Source organism: Bacillus sp. FSL W7-1354, from assembly GCF_038002405.1.
In the GTDB taxonomy this organism is placed as follows: Bacteria; Bacillota; Bacilli; order Bacillales; family Bacillaceae; genus Bacillus; species Bacillus paralicheniformis.
This window is the reverse complement of record NZ_JBBOCL010000001.1, coordinates 4,168,421-4,184,742: the sequence shown is the minus strand read 5'-3', so window position 1 is coordinate 4,184,742 and position 16,322 is coordinate 4,168,421. Positions and strand designations below refer to the sequence as shown.

Annotated in this window: 16 protein-coding genes; 4 read left to right on the top strand and 12 right to left on the bottom strand. The window is 48.7% G+C overall.

Going from position 1 to position 16,322, the window contains the following annotated elements; all coding sequences use genetic code 11:
* Positions 1 to 33 precede the first annotated feature (33 nt).
* Positions 34 to 1,218, bottom strand: a complete 1,185-nt coding sequence (locus MKZ04_RS21070) for an MFS transporter (protein ID WP_145929718.1) — start codon at positions 1,216 to 1,218, stop codon at positions 34 to 36.
* Positions 1,219 to 1,277: 59 nt separating this feature from the next.
* On the bottom strand, positions 1,278 to 1,700 hold the full coding sequence (locus MKZ04_RS21065) for a MerR family transcriptional regulator (protein ID WP_003179703.1): 423 nt from the start codon (positions 1,698 to 1,700) through the stop codon (positions 1,278 to 1,280).
* Positions 1,701 to 1,864: 164 nt separating this feature from the next.
* Between MKZ04_RS21065 and MKZ04_RS21060 the strand changes: the two genes are divergently transcribed.
* Positions 1,865 to 2,695, top strand: a complete 831-nt coding sequence (locus MKZ04_RS21060) for an ion transporter (RefSeq protein ID WP_035336980.1) — start codon at positions 1,865 to 1,867, stop codon at positions 2,693 to 2,695.
* A gap of 37 nt (positions 2,696 to 2,732) precedes the next feature.
* On the opposite strand, the gene MKZ04_RS21055 is transcribed toward MKZ04_RS21060, so the two are convergent.
* From MKZ04_RS21055 to MKZ04_RS21015, 9 genes are all read right to left on the bottom strand, one after another.
* Positions 2,733 to 3,929 carry a cytochrome P450 gene (locus tag MKZ04_RS21055; protein ID WP_341046969.1) on the bottom strand — a complete coding sequence of 399 codons (1,197 nt, stop codon included), beginning with the start codon at positions 3,927 to 3,929 and terminating at the stop codon, positions 2,733 to 2,735.
* A 17-nt stretch (positions 3,930 to 3,946) separates the two neighbouring features.
* Positions 3,947 to 4,948, bottom strand: a complete 1,002-nt coding sequence (gene bioB / locus MKZ04_RS21050; RefSeq protein ID WP_039073286.1) for a biotin synthase BioB — start codon at positions 4,946 to 4,948, stop codon at positions 3,947 to 3,949.
* Positions 4,945 to 5,652, bottom strand: a complete 708-nt coding sequence (bioD, locus tag MKZ04_RS21045) for a dethiobiotin synthase (RefSeq protein ID WP_039073287.1) — start codon at positions 5,650 to 5,652, stop codon at positions 4,945 to 4,947. The genes bioB and bioD overlap by 4 nt, the downstream gene beginning before the upstream one ends.
* Positions 5,649 to 6,800: an 8-amino-7-oxononanoate synthase gene (gene bioF / locus MKZ04_RS21040; protein ID WP_341046967.1), complete on the bottom strand. Its 1,152-nt coding sequence runs from the start codon at positions 6,798 to 6,800 to the stop codon at positions 5,649 to 5,651. The genes bioD and bioF overlap by 4 nt, the downstream gene beginning before the upstream one ends.
* Entirely contained in the window at positions 6,790 to 8,136 is a 1,347-nt protein-coding gene (bioA, locus tag MKZ04_RS21035; RefSeq protein ID WP_341046966.1) for an adenosylmethionine--8-amino-7-oxononanoate transaminase, read from the bottom strand. Before bioA ends, bioF begins: the two co-directional genes overlap by 11 nt.
* Positions 8,133 to 8,903: a 6-carboxyhexanoate--CoA ligase gene (gene bioW, locus MKZ04_RS21030; protein ID WP_341046965.1), complete on the bottom strand. Its 771-nt coding sequence runs from the start codon at positions 8,901 to 8,903 to the stop codon at positions 8,133 to 8,135. Before bioW ends, bioA begins: the two co-directional genes overlap by 4 nt.
* A 181-nt stretch (positions 8,904 to 9,084) precedes the next feature.
* A complete protein-coding gene (locus MKZ04_RS21025) occupies positions 9,085 to 10,287 on the bottom strand; it encodes a GTP-binding protein (RefSeq protein ID WP_145625439.1) in 1,203 nt (400 codons plus the stop codon).
* A 65-nt stretch (positions 10,288 to 10,352) separates the two neighbouring features.
* The gene (locus MKZ04_RS21020) at positions 10,353 to 12,026 is read right to left on the bottom strand and encodes a nucleoside recognition domain-containing protein (RefSeq protein WP_105980798.1); all 1,674 of its coding nucleotides are present in this window, start codon (positions 12,024 to 12,026) and stop codon (positions 10,353 to 10,355) included.
* Positions 12,020 to 13,132: an NAD(P)/FAD-dependent oxidoreductase gene (locus tag MKZ04_RS21015; RefSeq protein WP_095292918.1), complete on the bottom strand. Its 1,113-nt coding sequence runs from the start codon at positions 13,130 to 13,132 to the stop codon at positions 12,020 to 12,022. Before MKZ04_RS21015 ends, MKZ04_RS21020 begins: the two co-directional genes overlap by 7 nt.
* Before the next feature lie 132 nt (positions 13,133 to 13,264).
* Between MKZ04_RS21015 and folE2 the strand changes: the two genes are divergently transcribed.
* The gene (gene folE2 / locus MKZ04_RS21010) at positions 13,265 to 14,167 is read left to right on the top strand and encodes a GTP cyclohydrolase FolE2 (protein WP_328038333.1); all 903 of its coding nucleotides are present in this window, start codon (positions 13,265 to 13,267) and stop codon (positions 14,165 to 14,167) included.
* Between the two features lie 135 nt (positions 14,168 to 14,302).
* Entirely contained in the window at positions 14,303 to 14,578 is a 276-nt protein-coding gene (locus MKZ04_RS21005; RefSeq protein WP_328038346.1) for an ArsR/SmtB family transcription factor, read from the top strand.
* Between the two features lie 29 nt (positions 14,579 to 14,607).
* On the opposite strand, the gene MKZ04_RS21000 is transcribed toward MKZ04_RS21005, so the two are convergent.
* On the bottom strand, positions 14,608 to 15,273 hold the full coding sequence (locus MKZ04_RS21000; RefSeq protein WP_341046961.1) for a DJ-1/PfpI family protein: 666 nt from the start codon (positions 15,271 to 15,273) through the stop codon (positions 14,608 to 14,610).
* 125 nt (positions 15,274 to 15,398) lie between these two features.
* Between MKZ04_RS21000 and MKZ04_RS20995 the strand changes: the two genes are divergently transcribed.
* Positions 15,399 to 16,313: a LysR family transcriptional regulator gene (locus MKZ04_RS20995; protein ID WP_328038335.1), complete on the top strand. Its 915-nt coding sequence runs from the start codon at positions 15,399 to 15,401 to the stop codon at positions 16,311 to 16,313.
* Positions 16,314 to 16,322: the final 9 nt, after the last annotated feature.

Here is a 16,322-nt window from a genome sequence, read left to right as displayed (position 1 = left end):
CTTGTTTCCTTTTAGGGAAACAAGCTTTTTTCATTAATGACCGGCTTTGATGCCTGCCAAATAACGGCGGCCTCCAGTCAAAACAGCCATGCCGGCAAGCACGGCGATGCATCCTGCAAAATAGGGAGTATGCGCATTAAAATGATCGGCTAACACACCGGCGATCCAAGGCGCAATGGCCCCGCCGATGAACCGGATGGAGCTGTAGGCAGATGAAGCGACAGACCGTTCGACAGGCGCAGCTTCCATCACCGCTGTTGTCAAAATCGTATTGATCATGCCCAGAATCCCTCCGGCTATGATGATCGCCCCGATGACGAGCGCCATGTGCTCCGTCCAAATCCCGATCGCGAGCAAATCAGCTGCAAACAGCATAAACAGAAAGATCAGCGAGCGGACGGTTCCAAAGATCCGCTGTACGGCCGGAGCGATGAAAACGGAAGTGATCGCAAGAAACAGCCCCCAGCCGAAAAAGACGTAGCCGAGGCCCCGTTCATTTAAGTCAAGAACAAACGGCGAATATGCAAGCAGGGTGAAGAAACCGAAGTTATATAAGAATGCGGCCCCTGAAAGCGTCAATAGACCTTTATAACGAAGCGCTTTGATCGGCGCGCTGACGGAAATTTTCTTCCGCGGCTTTTGGACAGGCGGCAAAAGAAAAAAGATGGCCAAAAGAGCAGCCGCCATTAAAACCGATACGCCGAAAAACGGCGCTCTCCACGATATTGTGCCAAGCTCTCCACCGGCAAGCGGTCCAACCGAAATGCCCAATCCCAAAGCCGCCTCATACAAAATAATGGCTTTTGCGCTTCCGCCAGATGCCACGCTGACAATGACGGCAAGCGCAGTTGAGATAAACATGGCGTTTCCGAGTCCCCAGCCGCCGCGAAAGCCGACGAGCTGAGAAATGGAATGCGAAAGCCCGCCCAAGCCTGCAAAAACGATGATCAGGATCAAGCCGCTGATTAACGTCAGCTTTGCCCCAATCCGGCTCGATACGGCGCCTGATAAAAGCATGGCGAAACCTGTGACTAGCAGATAGCTTGTAAATAAAAGCGAAACTTGGCTGGGGGAAGCATGCAGCTGCCGCGCAATCGCCGGCAGAATCGGATCGACAAGCCCGATCCCCATAAACGAGATCACGCAGGCAAAGGCCACGGCCCAGACCGCTTTTGGCTGTTTAAACATACTTGAGTTCTCAGGTGGTTGTTCATTCATGATCTATCAAACCTTTCTTTGCAAATAAAGAAACGCTATAAAAATAGCGTTTTTCTTGTTTAATCAATTGATTGAAGCGCATTCTCAGCTTTTGCCTGCATACCCTCCAAGCGCTTCTTGAATGATTGAAATTTCTCAATTTTTTCATCAATCATTCTCATCTGTTCATTCAGCATCCTCTGAATGTCTTCGAGCTTTTCTTTTCGTTCCCGTTTGTCCAGCGATAAAAGGTATCCTTCTTTATTCATCTCCAAGTGCTTGCCCGTTTCCATGAACTGCTGGAGCTCCTGCAGCGAGAATCCCAGCACTTCCTTCGCGCTGATCACTCTTTCAAGCTCTTCAAGATCGTCTTCAGAGTAAAGACGGACACCGCCTTCCGTCCGCTTCGGTGAAGAAAGCAGACCGATTTCTTCGTAAAAGCGGATCGTTCTTTTCGTCAGGCCGCTTCGCTTGGCCATTTGATCAATCTTCATCCACTCCACGTCCATATCCCCCCGAGATTTTTCTTCTTTTCTATTATACTACTATTATACTTTTACGTAAACGTTAAGTTTTTCGATACAAAAAAAAGAACTGACTTGACATCATCCTGCTGCTGTAACGTATCATAGAAATGGACAAATAAACAGGAGGACAAATAATCAGAGTGAACACTCATCAAAATCGATTTTCAGTTCAAAGTAAAGTTTCGGCATTGATTGAAAGCCGGCTGTTTCAGTCATTCATAACGACGGTCATTGTGTTGAATGCCATCTCGATCGGTTTGGAAACTTACGCTTTCTTTAAACCTTATCAAAAAGTATTTTTTATTGTGGATTGTTTGTTTTTAACGATATTTGTCATCGAACTATCTCTTAAACTATTCGTTCAAAAACAGCACTTTTTTAAAAACAACTGGAACGTTTTTGACTTCGTAATCGTCGCCGGCAGTTTGATTCTTTACAATACGAATTTCGTCAGCGTTCTCCGTATCTTCCGGGTGCTGCGGGTGCTGCGGACGATCACTTCCGTTCCCTCATTAAGAAGGATCGTCAATGCGCTGTTTATGGCGATTCCGACTATCAGCAGCGTCATTATTCTGATGAGCATCATTTTTTATGTGTACGCCGTCATCGGTACGATGTTCTTTTCTGCTATCGCGCCGGAATACTTCGGCAACCTGCAGCTCAGCCTTCTGACACTGTTCCAAACCTTTACGCTCGAATCGTGGGCAAGCGGCATATTCAGGCCGATTTTTGCCGAGAGCGGCTGGTCATGGCTCTATTTCGTTTCATTTATCATCATTGCGACTTTCATTATGATCAACTTGATCGTCGGGGAAATCGTGAATAATGCACAAAAAATTTCTCAGGAAATAGAAGATGAGACAGGCGAGCTGAAAGAGGATACAAAAGAAATCAAAGAACTGCGCGCGGAGGTTAAAGAATTAAAAACGCTTCTGGAAACCTATATCACGCAAAATGAAAAGAAAGATTAAAAAGGGCCGGCACCTGTAAGCCAGCCCTTTTTTGTCTTTAATTGAGGATGACAGGCAGCTCGGCCAGCGATCTAAAGCCGATTAACCTGCGAAATGGAATGTCTGTTGAAGCAAGCTTCAACTTAGGCAGCCGCTCCAACAATGCGGGAATGGCAATTTGCGCTTCGAGCCGCGCCAATGCCGAGCCTAAACATACGTGTGCACCGGCTCCAAAGGCAAGGTGCGGATTCGGTTTTCTCGTGATGTCAAATACATGCGGATTTTGAAATATCTTCGGATCGCGGTTGGCGGCGCCTAAAAGGATGTATATGCGCTCTCCTTTTTCGATGATCTTCCCGTTGATTTCACAGTCCTCTGACGCGGTGCGCGCTGTCAGCTGTGTCGGACTTTCATAGCGCAGGCATTCTTCAACGGCTGACTCAATCAGCAGCGGATTTTCTTTCAGTGCGCTGAGCTGGCCGGGATGGTTCATGAGCAAAAACAATCCGTTCGTCAAAAGGTTGACCGTCGTCTCGTGCCCGGCAATCACAAGCAGAATGCACGTCGCAAGCACTTCATCTTCGGCGAGCTGCTCATGACCGGCGAATGTGCTGATCAGGTCTTGAGAAGGATGAGCTTTTCGCTTTTCAATCAAATCTTTAAAATACGCCGTCAGCTTGGCAACGGTATCCCCGCCTTTTGCCAGCACCTTTCGTGTGCGGGTCAAATCGATCGTTTGAATGAGATCCGCCGTCCATTGCCTGAATTGATATCTCTCCTCTGCGGGGACGCCGAGCATGTCGGCAATGATAAGGCTTGCCAAAGGAAAGGCGAATTCGGATACCATGTCAGCCATCTTCTTGTTTTCAAGCTGATCGAGCAATTCATGGACGATTTCTTCTATAACAGGACGGAAAGATGCCGTCTTCTGCGGCATGAATTCTTTGCCGACAATCGTCCGCATCCGCTTATGGCCGGACTCATTTTGAAACAGCATCATATTCCGCTGCAATTCGTGAAGTTGTTCATATTTTGTAGAGGCTTCAGGGAGAGGAACGCGGTTTTTAAATACCGCGTCTCTCAAAATCGCCGCCGCTTCTTCATATCCGGTGACATACCATCCCGGATGCTTTAAAACGGTTCCTTTATATACAGGATGAACGGACCGCAGTTTATCGTAAAACAGATATGGATCTCTCCAAAAATCCGAGTCCGATTTCAGACGCGGCCCTGCCTCGTGCAGTTCTGTCGTCATGTTATATCTCCCCCGTGTTACTGCTGTAAACTGGCTTTCATTTCTTCCACCGATTCGACTTCAAATCCTAAATCATGGAGCATCTTATGGTCCTCTGTTTCATTCTGCCCTGCCGTTGTTAAATAGTCTCCGACGAAGATCGAATTGGCGGCATACAGCCCCAGCGGCTGCAAGGAGCGGAGGTTGACTTCGCGCCCCCCTGAAATACGGATTTCCTTTGTCGGGTTGATAAAGCGGAACAAAGCCAAAACCTTTAAACAATAAAGCGGATTTAATTCATTGACCCCTTCCAGCGGAGTTCCGTCGATCGCATGTAAAAAATTAACCGGAATTGAGTCTGCATCAAGCGCCTTTAAGCTATTCGCCATATCGACGACATCCTGCTTCGTCTCTTTCATCCCGACAATGACGCCCGAGCATGGGGACATGCCGGATTTTTTGGCTGTTTCCACAGTGTTTACTCTGTCATCATACGTGTGGGACGTTGTAATGTTTGAATGGTTGCTTTTTGATGTATTGATGTTGTGATTGTACCGGTCTACTCCGGCTTCCTTCAGCCGCTCGGCCTGTTCGGGCTTTAGCAGTCCGAGGCATGCACAGACTTTTAAGCCGTACGTTTCTTTAATTTCTTTAACGGCGCCGACCACTTGATCGACATCTCTGTTGGACGGGCCTCTGCCGCTCGCCACGATGCAGTACGTTCCGATATTTAAATCGTGCGCACGCTTTGCACCTTCAAGCAGGGTCGTTTTGTCGACCATCCTGTAGCTGTCGATCGGCGCTTTTGATATCGAAGACTGCGAGCAGTAGCCGCAGTTTTCCGGACAAAGTCCGGATTTTGCATTCATAATCATATTGAGCTTTACTTTTTTTCCAAAGTAGCGTTTTCTGATTTGAAATGCAGCATGCATAAGCAGGAGAACGTCGTCATCCGGACATTCCAAGATGGAAAGCGCCTCTTTTTCAGTTACTTCTCCGCCATCCAGGACCCGTTCTGCAAGTTCCATCCACTGATTCATATTTCTGCCCCCATTTGCATTTGATTCATAATCAAGGAAACATCGACATGCTCCTTGATCATGTGGTGAATTTGTGTTGGTGAAACGTCTTCAAGCTTCGGCGTAACGCCGAGGAGCGGCACACCGCAAAATCTTTCAATCATGTCCGGATTCGTCTGTTCGTCAAGTCCGGGCCGGCTGCTGATGCCGTTGATCACGATGCCGATCACGCGTATCCCCATTTGTTTCGCGTATTGGACGGTTAAATACGTATGGTTGATCGTTCCAAGATTGGGACGGGCCACAATGACAGCCGGCAAATCGAGCGCTTTGATCAAGTCGCTGACGAAATAATCCTCTCCGAGCGGCACCGCAATCCCGCCTGCCCCTTCGACGATGTAGCAATCGTGCCGATCCTTAATCTTTTTCCAATGGTTCACGGCATCTTCCAGCCCGACGGTCCTCCCTTCGAGCTTCCCTGCTGTGTAAGGTGCAAGCGGCTCTTTAAACACGAAAGGCGTGATCTCCTCATCAGCGAGAGATGTTTCAGAGCTGTTCTTCAAAAGTGCTGTATCACTCTGCGGATCGCTGCTAAGCTCTCCGCTCAAAAACGGCTTGAACACGCCGACATCAACATGCTGCTCTTTCAACAAAGCGGCAAGGCCGCAAGCGATAAACGTCTTCCCTACTCCCGTATCAGTTCCCGTTACAAAAAAACCCTTCATTTCACCAAGTTCAACTCTCTTCCCACTAATTTAAACCCCTCTAATAGAGCTTCAATATCTCTTAACTTGCGGTCTGCGGTGACGGTCAGCCTGATCCGACTCTCTCCTTCCGCAACAGTCGGCGGGCGGATGGCCGGGGTCTCAATCCCTTTCTCCTTGAGGCCGTTTGCAAATCGAACGGCTTTTTGAGGGTCTCCAATCATAACGGGTATGATCGGCGTATCTTCTCCCTTGACCGTAAACCCGATATCCTCGAGACCCCGTTTGATCGTGGTCACCGATGATTGCAAAAGCCGGCGTTTATCCCGGCTGTCTTTAATGATGTCTAAAGCTCTGCATGCCGCCGCACAGCTTGCGGGCGGGACAGCCGTTTGAAAGATAAACGTTCTCGCATGATTCAGCAAAAAATCGATCAATGCTTTAGAGCCCGCGACGAAGCCGCCTTCCGCGCCTACAGCTTTACTTAACGTGCCGATCACAACATCTGGGGAGACGCCGAAATACTCGCCCGTTCCCCTGCCGGCATCTCCCAAAACCCCTGTTGCGTGGGCATCATCAACGACAACACAGGCCCGGTACCGCTTGGCAAGGAGCATGATTTCGTCAAGCGGCGCAATTGTGCCGTCCATGCTGAACACGCCGTCTGTCACAATAAAGCGGCGAGCACGGCTCTGTGCGGCGCGGAGTTTTTCTTCAAGATCATTCATATCCGTGTGGCGGTAAACAACCGTATCAGCTTTTGAAAGGCGGCAGCCGTCGATGATGCTCGCATGGTTCAATTGATCGCTCAATATGACGTCTCCTTTTTCAGGCAAAGACGAAAGCACGCCGATATTGGCCAAATATCCGCTTGAAAACAAGAGAGCGGCTTCTGTCTGCTTAAAACCGGCGATTTTCCGCTCAAGTTTTTCATGCCATTCGGTATTGCCGGACGTCAGCCTTGACCCTGTGCTCCCGGCTCCAAAGCGGCGAAGCGCCGTTTCTGCGGCGTGAACCAGCCGTTTGTCGTTCGCCAGGCTCAAATAATCGTTTGACGCCCAATTCGTACGTTTCGCTTCCGCGACAGCTTGAGGCGGTTTAAGCGAGCGGTAAAGCCCGGCTGCCTTCGTCCTAGCGAGCCGACTGCTGAGCCATTCGTCAATGTGCACAGCCTGTAACCTCTTGAATCGCTTCTTTCATAATGGACACCATGGCGCGCAGGTCATCGGCGGTGCTAGCGAGCGGAGGAAGAAATGCGATAACATCCCCGAGCGGCCTCGTCAGCATGCCAAGCTCCCTCATTTTCAAAGACACCCGGTATCCGATTCGCTCTTCAGGCGGATAAGGCTGCCTCGTTTCTTTCGACTGAACGAGTTCGATCCCGCTCATTAAACCGAGCTGGCGGATGTCGCCGACATGAGGGAGCGCTGCCAGATCATGAAAAAGCGATTCCACTATTTTCGACTTTTCCGCAACTTGAGCGACGATTTTTTCCGATTCGAACAGGCGCAAATTTTCCAGAGCAACGGCACATCCAAGCTGGTTCCCCGTGTACGAATGGCCGTGGAAAAACGTTTTCAGTTTGTCATAGTCATCATAAAATGCCTGATAAATTTCCTCTGTCGCAAACGTTACGGCGATCGGCAAATAGCCTCCGGTAATGGCCTTTCCAGCCGCCATCAAGTCAGGCTGAACACGTTCATGCTCACAGGCAAACATTTTCCCGGTTCGGCCAAATCCTGTTGCCACTTCATCGACAATCATTAAAACGTCATATTTCGTACAAAGCTCCCGGACCCCTGCCAAATATCCTTCAGGCATCACGATCATCCCCGATGCCCCTTGGACCATCGATTCGACCGACAGCGCGGCGATCTCATCGTGCCGCTCGCTCAGGAGTTGTTCGAGTTCTGCGAGGCATTCATCGCGGCACTCGTCCGGGTTGCCGCTTTTCGAGCGGTATACGTAAGGAACATTTACCTTAAAGCTTTCAAACATAAGCGGCCCGTATACATGGTGGAAGAGCTCGATCGCACCGACGCTGACAGCGCCGATCGTATCGCCGTGATAGCCGTTTTTCATCGAAATGAATTTTTGTTTCTCCGGCTTGCCGATGTTTTTCCAATATTGAAAGGCCATTTTCAGCGCGATTTCCATTGCTGCAGCGCCGCTGTCCGAATAAAAAACACGCGTCAGCTTTTCCGGCGTGATCTTGATTAACACCTCGGCAAGCTCTGTCGCCGGAACATTTGTCATCCCCAGCAATGTCGAATGAGCGATTTTGCCGAGCTGTTTATTGATGGCTTCATCCAGTTCCTTCTTGCGATGGCCGTGGACATTGAGCCATACTGAAGAAAATCCGTCATAGTACTCCCTGCCGTCGATATCTTTCAGTTTGATGCCCTCCCCGCTTTCGATGATCAGCGGGTTTTCGTGATAGTCTTTCATTTGGGTAAAAGGCAGCCAAAGATATTTTTTGCTTTTTTCAACGAATGATTGATTCATGTTTTACCTCCCGACCGAATGAATACAGGCTGTTTTTCCAAGCCGTCTATACAGCTCTTGATATCTGTTAATCCATCAACAAAAAAAATCCGGCAGCCGCTCTCGTCTCCATGCTCTTTCATCCTTGTTATCCGCTGATAACCCAGCTTTTTAGCGGCAACATAGCCCGTTATGTAATCAGGGTCATCTGACCAGCATAATTCGGCGACGACAGCCGGATGCTCACATACCTTAGAAGCGATGGCAAGCGCCTCTTTCAACCGCGGATTCGGCGGCATTCCGCACAAAGCCGCCCACATTTGAAAATCGGCTTCCGGCCAATCGAGCCGTGAGACGCGCACTCCTTTTTGTTTTCTTCCGTCAATCCTCCGGCCTGAATGAATGTCAAACAAAACGGCGCCCCTTACGTCCGAGTATTCGGCAATGCCTTGAAACGCTTTGTCTACCGCGTTTTTCGGTACGCCGGCGCGGCTGATCAGCTTACGGGCAAGCGCTTGTCCTTCTTCCGCTGATTTTGTTTCATTCGTTTCAATGCGCAGAGGCTGGACAAACTTTATCGGTTCATTTACAAGATCGAAGCGAATTTGCATAAAGTCCGGCTTGCCCCGCGAATGAGACAATGCTTTTTCCAATAAATCGCTGACGGCATCCTTTACACCGATGAAAGGCGCAAGCCGCTCTCCTCCGGATATGTGTTTTCCCCCCTCTTCATGGGGACCGTTCTCGGAGGCTCTCATTCTCACACTGTAATACGCTTCTCCCTTCATGCTTTCATCCCCCCTCTAAACACCGCACTCATATGTTAACCTTTAAATAATTTAAGTTAACATTACAATAAAATATTAGTATTCCTTTCCTGATATGTCAACATGGTGTACAAAACACCGGTTTGTTTGAAATAAAAAAAGACAAAAGAGATATCTCTTTTGTCTTAATGTGGAAATTCATTTATCTAGCTCTTTCAATCTGCCAATCGAACGGGTCAGATAAAAGCGACCAGTCGTCCGCCATCTCCGAATCTGTCAAAAGGCATCGATCCGCTTCGGCGGTAATTTCTGACGGGGACAGATCCAATCCGATAAAGACGAGCTTTGTGTGGCGGTCTCCGAATTCTTCATTCCATTCTTTTAATAGCTCTGGATTCTGTCTGAGGATTTGCTCCTGTTCCGCCTTGGACAGCGCGGCCACCCAATAAGAGATCGGTTCCAGCGACACGGATGGCCCTGCCTGCGACATCAAAAGGGCAAGGCTGTTGCGCGTCGCACACCAGGCGATTCCTTTCGCCCTGACGACGTTTTCCGGCAGCGAATGAATCCAGTTATAAAACCGCTCGGTATGAAAAGGACGGCGCGCTTCGTATACAAACGAAGATATTCCGTATTCTTCAGTCTCAGGCGTATGCTGGTGGTGTCCTTCGTTTAATTCCCTGATCCAGCCTGCTGAGCCGCTTGCTTCGTCAAAATTGAAAAGACCGGTGTTTAAGATGACCTTCGGATCGACCTCTCCTTTGACCGCTCTGATGATGTTTGCTTTAGGCTGCAACGTTTTCAGCACTTTCTCAAGCTTTTCCAGATCTTCCTCGGAGACAAGGTCGCATTTATTCAAAATCAGCACATCGCAAAACTCGATTTGATCGATGAGCAGATCGGCGATGTCGCGTTCATCCTCTTCACCGACAGCCTCTTTCCGGTCCAGCAGGCTGTCCCCCGACTGAAAATCGTGCCAAAAACGATTGGCGTCGACCACCGTGACCATTGTGTCCAAACGGCAGAACCGCGTCAAATCAATACCCAATTCTTCGTCGATGTAAGAGAACGTCTGAGCGACCGGGATCGGTTCGCTGATACCGGTCGATTCGATCACGATATAATCGATATTTCCTTGCTTCGCCAGTTTTTCGACTTCAACCAGCAAGTCCTCTCTGAGTGTGCAGCAAATGCAGCCGTTTGACATTTCGACCAGCTTTTCATCCGTCCTTGACAGGCCGCCGCCTTGCTTGACAAGCCCGGCATCAATGTTGACTTCGCTCATGTCATTAACGATAACGGCGACTTTCAGCCCTTGGCGGTTTTGCAATATGTGATTCAGCAGCGTCGTTTTACCCGCCCCCAGGTATCCGCTTAATACTGTTACAGGAATCCTTTTACTCATTTTTTCATTCTCCTTCCTCTTATCAAATCGTAATGATTACGATTTGTATTTTATTTCACCACAATTTATTTAAAAATGCAAAGTGTCAGCTTCCAGATGATCATGATGATCAAAACTGACACGACTGAAGTGGCCATCTGTTTTCCCATAATGGCTGCCGCCGTTTTCATCCCCAGTTCCTTGGCAATTGTCCAAACCGTCACCATGCATGGAGTAAAGGTTGATGCCAAGTAAATGAGCAGAAAGAGCGTTGCCCCCGGCAGCACATCAAGAAGCGCTCCATTCCCTTCATTGAACAAGAGAATGCCGTCTTTCCTGATCAGAGAAAAAACAAGGCCCGGCGCCGCATCTTCCGGAGCACCGAACAGGCTTAAAACAGGCGAGACAAGCAATGTCACAAGACGGATGACACCGAGTTCATTCAATACTGTCGCCGCCAGGCAAATGATGAGAAAGATCGGCATCGCCTGAAAGATAAATTGCTGGAGCACTTCTTTTACTCGAAAGACGATCCCTTTCCAGGACGGCATCTGTAAAAACGTTTGCCGGCGCTCGAAGTAAGCGGCCCATTTCTGATCGATGCGATACCATATCCGGTTATGAGCGGCTGCTGCGGCAACAAGAACAGCGAGGTAAGGGATAAACAGCCACTCCCTTCCCGCAGCATGAAAAATCGACAGCGTCGCGCCGATTTGGTAGCTGCACGCTGATCCGAAAGAAATAAATGATACACAGCGCTTTCTCGTACACATGCTGCACGACCGCGTCTGCTGAACGGCAACGACATTGCAGCCAAATCCGGTCAAAAGCGGAACTAAATCGCGGCCGTTCAGACCGATCTTCCGCATCAGCGGGTCCAGTGAATCGACGATCCGGTCCTTTAAACCCGAATCATCTGCTGCCGCATTTGCTATAGACATAAACAAAACGACAGGAAACGCCCAAACAAACGAGTAAATGCCAAGGGATAACAGGCCATAATTCCCCGCCAATGCCGCGCTCAGCCATGACGGCAAGCCTCCGACCGCATTTTGGAGAGGTTCAACCGCCCATTCGTCCGCGTATTGCTGCATCCACTCTGATGTATGATAAGCCAATACGATCGGCACCATAAATAACAAACATAAAAGTGCAGTACTCACAACAGGCCCAACTACGGGACGATGAAACACAAACTGCTGAACAGCCACACTTTCAAGTTTAATCTGTTTCATCCGTTTCCGTTTCAGCGGATGAAATTCAGCCTCTTTTCTTAAAAAAGCGATGATATGCTCTTTTTTATCGTCTGTCACAGTTCTCGTATCAACCAACAGGACCGGGAGACTGTGCTTGGCCACTTGCTCAGAAAGCGTCCGGCGCATGGCGTCCGTCATTTTATCCTGAAACGTAACGATAAAGCAGACGCGCCTGGCATCCGGCGGAATCAGGTCCAAGACCGCGTTCAGCTCTTCTGAAAAATGGGTGCCGCGCAAGACGGCAACCACCTCATCGGCCTTTTCGATCTCTTTTTTCAGCGCTCTTTTCGACACGCTGTCATCCTCCCGAATGCCCGGTGTATCAATGGCTTGCCAGCCCGGAAGGCTTTTGATCTCCCGTTCAGCCGCAAATATCGTCGATCCTTTCACATTGGCTGCTTCGCCTGCTCTCTGATCTGTGATCGCGGAAAAAAGCGTTGTTTTTCCGACCGATTCGAGTCCGATAAAGAGCATGCGCTGCCGCCGCGTTGGCTCTTTCAGCATTCACACTGCACCTCACAGCAGCTCAAATCCGTGAGAAACATTTGATTTTCCCTGTATTCTGTCAGCACCTTTTCATCAATCGAAAACTTTCGTTTTTCCAACAAATGCTCGGCGATGACGGCGAATCGCTGCCTGAATTTATAAATGAAACAAAAGACGGCGTTTTGGTGCTGAACGCTCGGCCCGATTAAATAAAGACCGTCCGTCACGGTCGACATATCTTCATTCGTTAAAAGCGGTTTGCCGTTCTCTCCCCATTCAAACAAATGCTCGATTTGTTTTGCCCCGGAATGAAAGCCTGTCGCGATAATCGGCCGTGTTTCCGAGCGTATTTTCCTCCCGTCTGACAAATATAAATCATAGGCTGGTCCATTTTTCGCCAGTTTTTCTACCAGGGCTTTTTCCAAAAACTGAACCTTCCCTTTTTCATATGCATCTTCAAGACGCTCCCATGTATAAGGTGAAAGCGACCGGCTTGGATCGGCTTCAGCGTTTTCGCGGAGCGAATTCGGCATCACAACCGTCACATCGCTGCCATAGGACGCCAGTTGAACCGCCGCATCCATTGCGCTTTCATAGCCGCCTACCACGTAATAATGGGCTTTTTCAAATTGGCTCCATCTGGCGACCTTGCTGTTGTGGATGCCAATCTCTGCACCATGAAACGAATATTTCGGGAATTGGAATTCACCGGCTCCCCAAATAACGTCTTTGGCCTTCATCGTGCCTTTATTAGTTTCAACTGAAAAACCGCCGTCGTCTTTATAAACATTGCGAACCGATGTGCCTTCTTGAATTGGAAGCTGAAAATGATCGGCCAAAAGCGCCAAATAATCTCCATACTCCTGCCCGCTCAAGTGCTCACGGTGAAAAGTAAAGGCAGGGGATGTTCCCGGAGCAACAGCATTTAAATCCAAAGCCCCGAATCCCTGCCCGGTAAAGGACGGTGTTATCAATTTCATTTCTTCAGGCCAGCTTCGAAATGAAGCTCCTGCACGGTCTTTTTCCAAAATCGTAAACGATTGAAAACCGAGTTTTTTCAGAACGATTCCCATTCCAATACCTGCGGGTCCCGCTCCAACAATGACGATTTCGCTATGCTGCAAAACAACCACTCCCTAAACGAAATCATTTCGATTTAATTTGCATGCTTTAGACATGACCACTTGATTTTATCACAGCATTCCCTCAAAATAAATAGGAACTATTTCGATTTACTACAGAAAGGGGTCTCATCAATGGAACGTATACTGCATTTGCCCGCAAAACCCGAACGCCACCGCCGCTTCGGATCTGTCGAAGCCGTGAAAGGAATAAAACCTTCCGATAAAGAACAGATGAAGGATATTCAAAATACACCGAACGACTATTTTTTTGACATTGACCATGTCGGTGTCTCAAACGTTTCTCATCCGATTTTGATTGCATCCTCGCTCAAGCCGTTTACACAAACGACGATCGGCGCTTTTTCCTTTACGACGAGCCTTGCGCGCGGCCGCAAAGGAATCAATATGAGCCGCCTGACAGAACAGCTGCAGCGCTATCACGAAGCAAACTGGACGATTGATGTCCATACACTGAAAGATTTTGCAAAGGATTTAGCCGACAATATGGAACAGCAAAGCGCATCCGTCTCTGTCAGTTTTCCATGGTATTTCGAACGCCTTAGCCCGGAAACCAAACTGTCAGGATTGATGCACGCCGATATCCATATGACAGTCTCTTATCATGAAAACAAAGGCTTTTCACAAACCGTCGGCATCACGGCCCATGTGACGACGCTCTGCCCGTGTTCAAAAGAAATCAGCGAATACAGCGCCCATAACCAGCGCGGCATAATCAAGATCACCGCACATATCAATGAGCAGGCGGAGATGCCGGACGATTTCAAAACCGAGCTTCTTGCCGCAGCGGAAACGAACGCAAGCGCAAAGCTCCATCCCGTCTTAAAAAGGCCCGACGAAAAAAGAGTGACTGAACAGGCTTATGAAAATCCAAGATTTGTAGAAGACGTCATCCGCTTAACGGCTGCCGACTTATACGAAATGAACTGGATCTCCGCCTTTGAGATCGAATGCCGGAACGAAGAATCGATTCACATGCATGATGCGGTGGCGCGGCTGTCGTTTTCCAAAATATAAATTAAAAAGAGCTGCCGGTTTTTCCGGCAGACTCGATCCTTATGCAGTTTTTGATTGATTCAGCGCCCGGCTGTTTTTAAACAGGAGCATTGAAAAAATGTATAATACCGATGCAAACAGACAAACCGCTCTGACATCAGTTTATCCGCTGTTCTTTACGCCCTCAGTGATCAAATCAGACTTCAAATCATAAAAAATCTTGCAGAAGCCGGCGAACAATCGTGCAGCGCTGTTAACGTTCCCATTCCAAAATCAACCTTGTCTCATCACTTTAAATTCCTTAGGGAATCGGGAGTCATTCATACAAGAATAGAAGGAACACAACGGTTTATTTCGCTTCGCCAAGAGGACTTGGACAGCCGTTTTCCGGGGTTGCTTCAAATCGTTTTACAGGCAGACGAACCGTTGTAAACTGCCGGGTTCTCCCCGGCAGCTTCGACTTATTTCTCTTTCCGCACGTATTCAATATCATCCTGATACTGGCTGTACCCCTCTTGATACTCCATAACACGCGCCGTTTCTTCTATGAAGCTTTCATCATAGCCCGCTCTTCTCAATAAGTGAAAGCCCATTTCCATGCCTGAAGCAATTCCCCCGGCGGTGATGATCCGTCCGCTGTCGACGATTCTCGCCCGGCTGACGCGGCAGGCCGGCGCGATGTCCGCCAAGCGGTCGATCGGTACTTGCCCCATCTCTGACGCCTCAAGCCGATCCGGCTCTTTCCGGCTTGTAGCGGAAAGCCCGTTTAAGAGCCCCATGCGCCCGTAAATCCATGAACCTGTACATACGCTCACCAAAAGCGTCGACTCAGGCAGGGAACGGATGAACTGATGCAGCCGTTTGTTGTTGGTCTCCTGTCGTGTACCGAAACCGCCCGGAATTAAGAAAGCATCCATATCAGGCTGGTCATTGAAGCTGTAATTCGGATGAACAGTAAGCCCGGCTTGCGTCTGAACCGGTTTCATCGCATCCGCCACAAGAAAGGCGTCCAGTTCAGGATCGAGCCTCCTCGCCACTGAAAACACTCCGTATGGGGCGGCATAGTCGATGATTTCAGCATCCTTGAAAATGTACACGCCAAGTCTGAATCCTCTCGTTCTTTTCATTGTTTTCCTCCTCAATTTTTCTTTTATTCTTGCAAAACCTACGATATCATGGGGAGAGACATTTTACTTATGAATGATTATGATAGAAATCATTTTGATTTCCGATATCAAGGAGATGACAAGCTATGATTGAGCTTTTAGAGGGTAAATTTTTTAAAACCTTCATCGCCGTCATAGAAGAAAAAAACTTCAGCCGCGCCGCTGATCGGCTGGGGTATGTACAGTCGACAGTCACCAGCCATATTCAGCTTTTGGAGCAGGCTTGCGGACAGCGTTTGTTTCACCGGCTGTCAAGAGGTGTGAAGCCGACACCGGCCGGTTTGAAGCTAAGCAAATATGCCTATCAATTTATTCATTTAGGCAGCACCTTGGAAGAAGCGATGAATGAACTGGATCAGCCGCAAGGAACCGTCCGCATCCGCATGCAGGAATCGTTTTTTCTGACGCGCGCGTCTCTCCTGATCCGGGATTTTCTTAAAGAATATCCAAAGATTAGATTGCAATTGGAAAACGGGTTTCAGCACGATATCGTTCAGCAGGTGCAAAATCATGCCGTCGATTTCGGAATCGTACCGCAAAATCCGAATAGGCCCGACATCCTTTTTACCCCTTTGCTCGAAGAAAAGCTGGTGTTCATCGCTTCCAATGATCTCGCTGAAAAGGTTGAATCTGAGAGCCTTGGCGCTCTTAGCCGTGAAACATTCATCAGCTTCGGCACAAGCTGCGTCTACCACACAAAAGCGGGTAGATTATTGCAAGATGCCGGGATTGAAGGAAACAGCGCCCTAGAGTACCCAAGCATCGCCATGATCAAAGAGGCGGTAAAATGCGGCATCGGCTTTGCCTTCATTCCTGAAATCGCCGTCAAACAAGAACTTGAAGCCAAGCAATTCAAACTGCTGCCTGTGACTGCCCCGATTGTCTCCACCCACGGGCTCATCGTCCATCAAGACAGAGAGCTGAGTCTGGCGGCGTCTTTATTAAAGGAAAAATTAATCGGCTATTTTTGTAACGATGCTGAAAAAAGCCCGACAAATTAAAAACTGCCG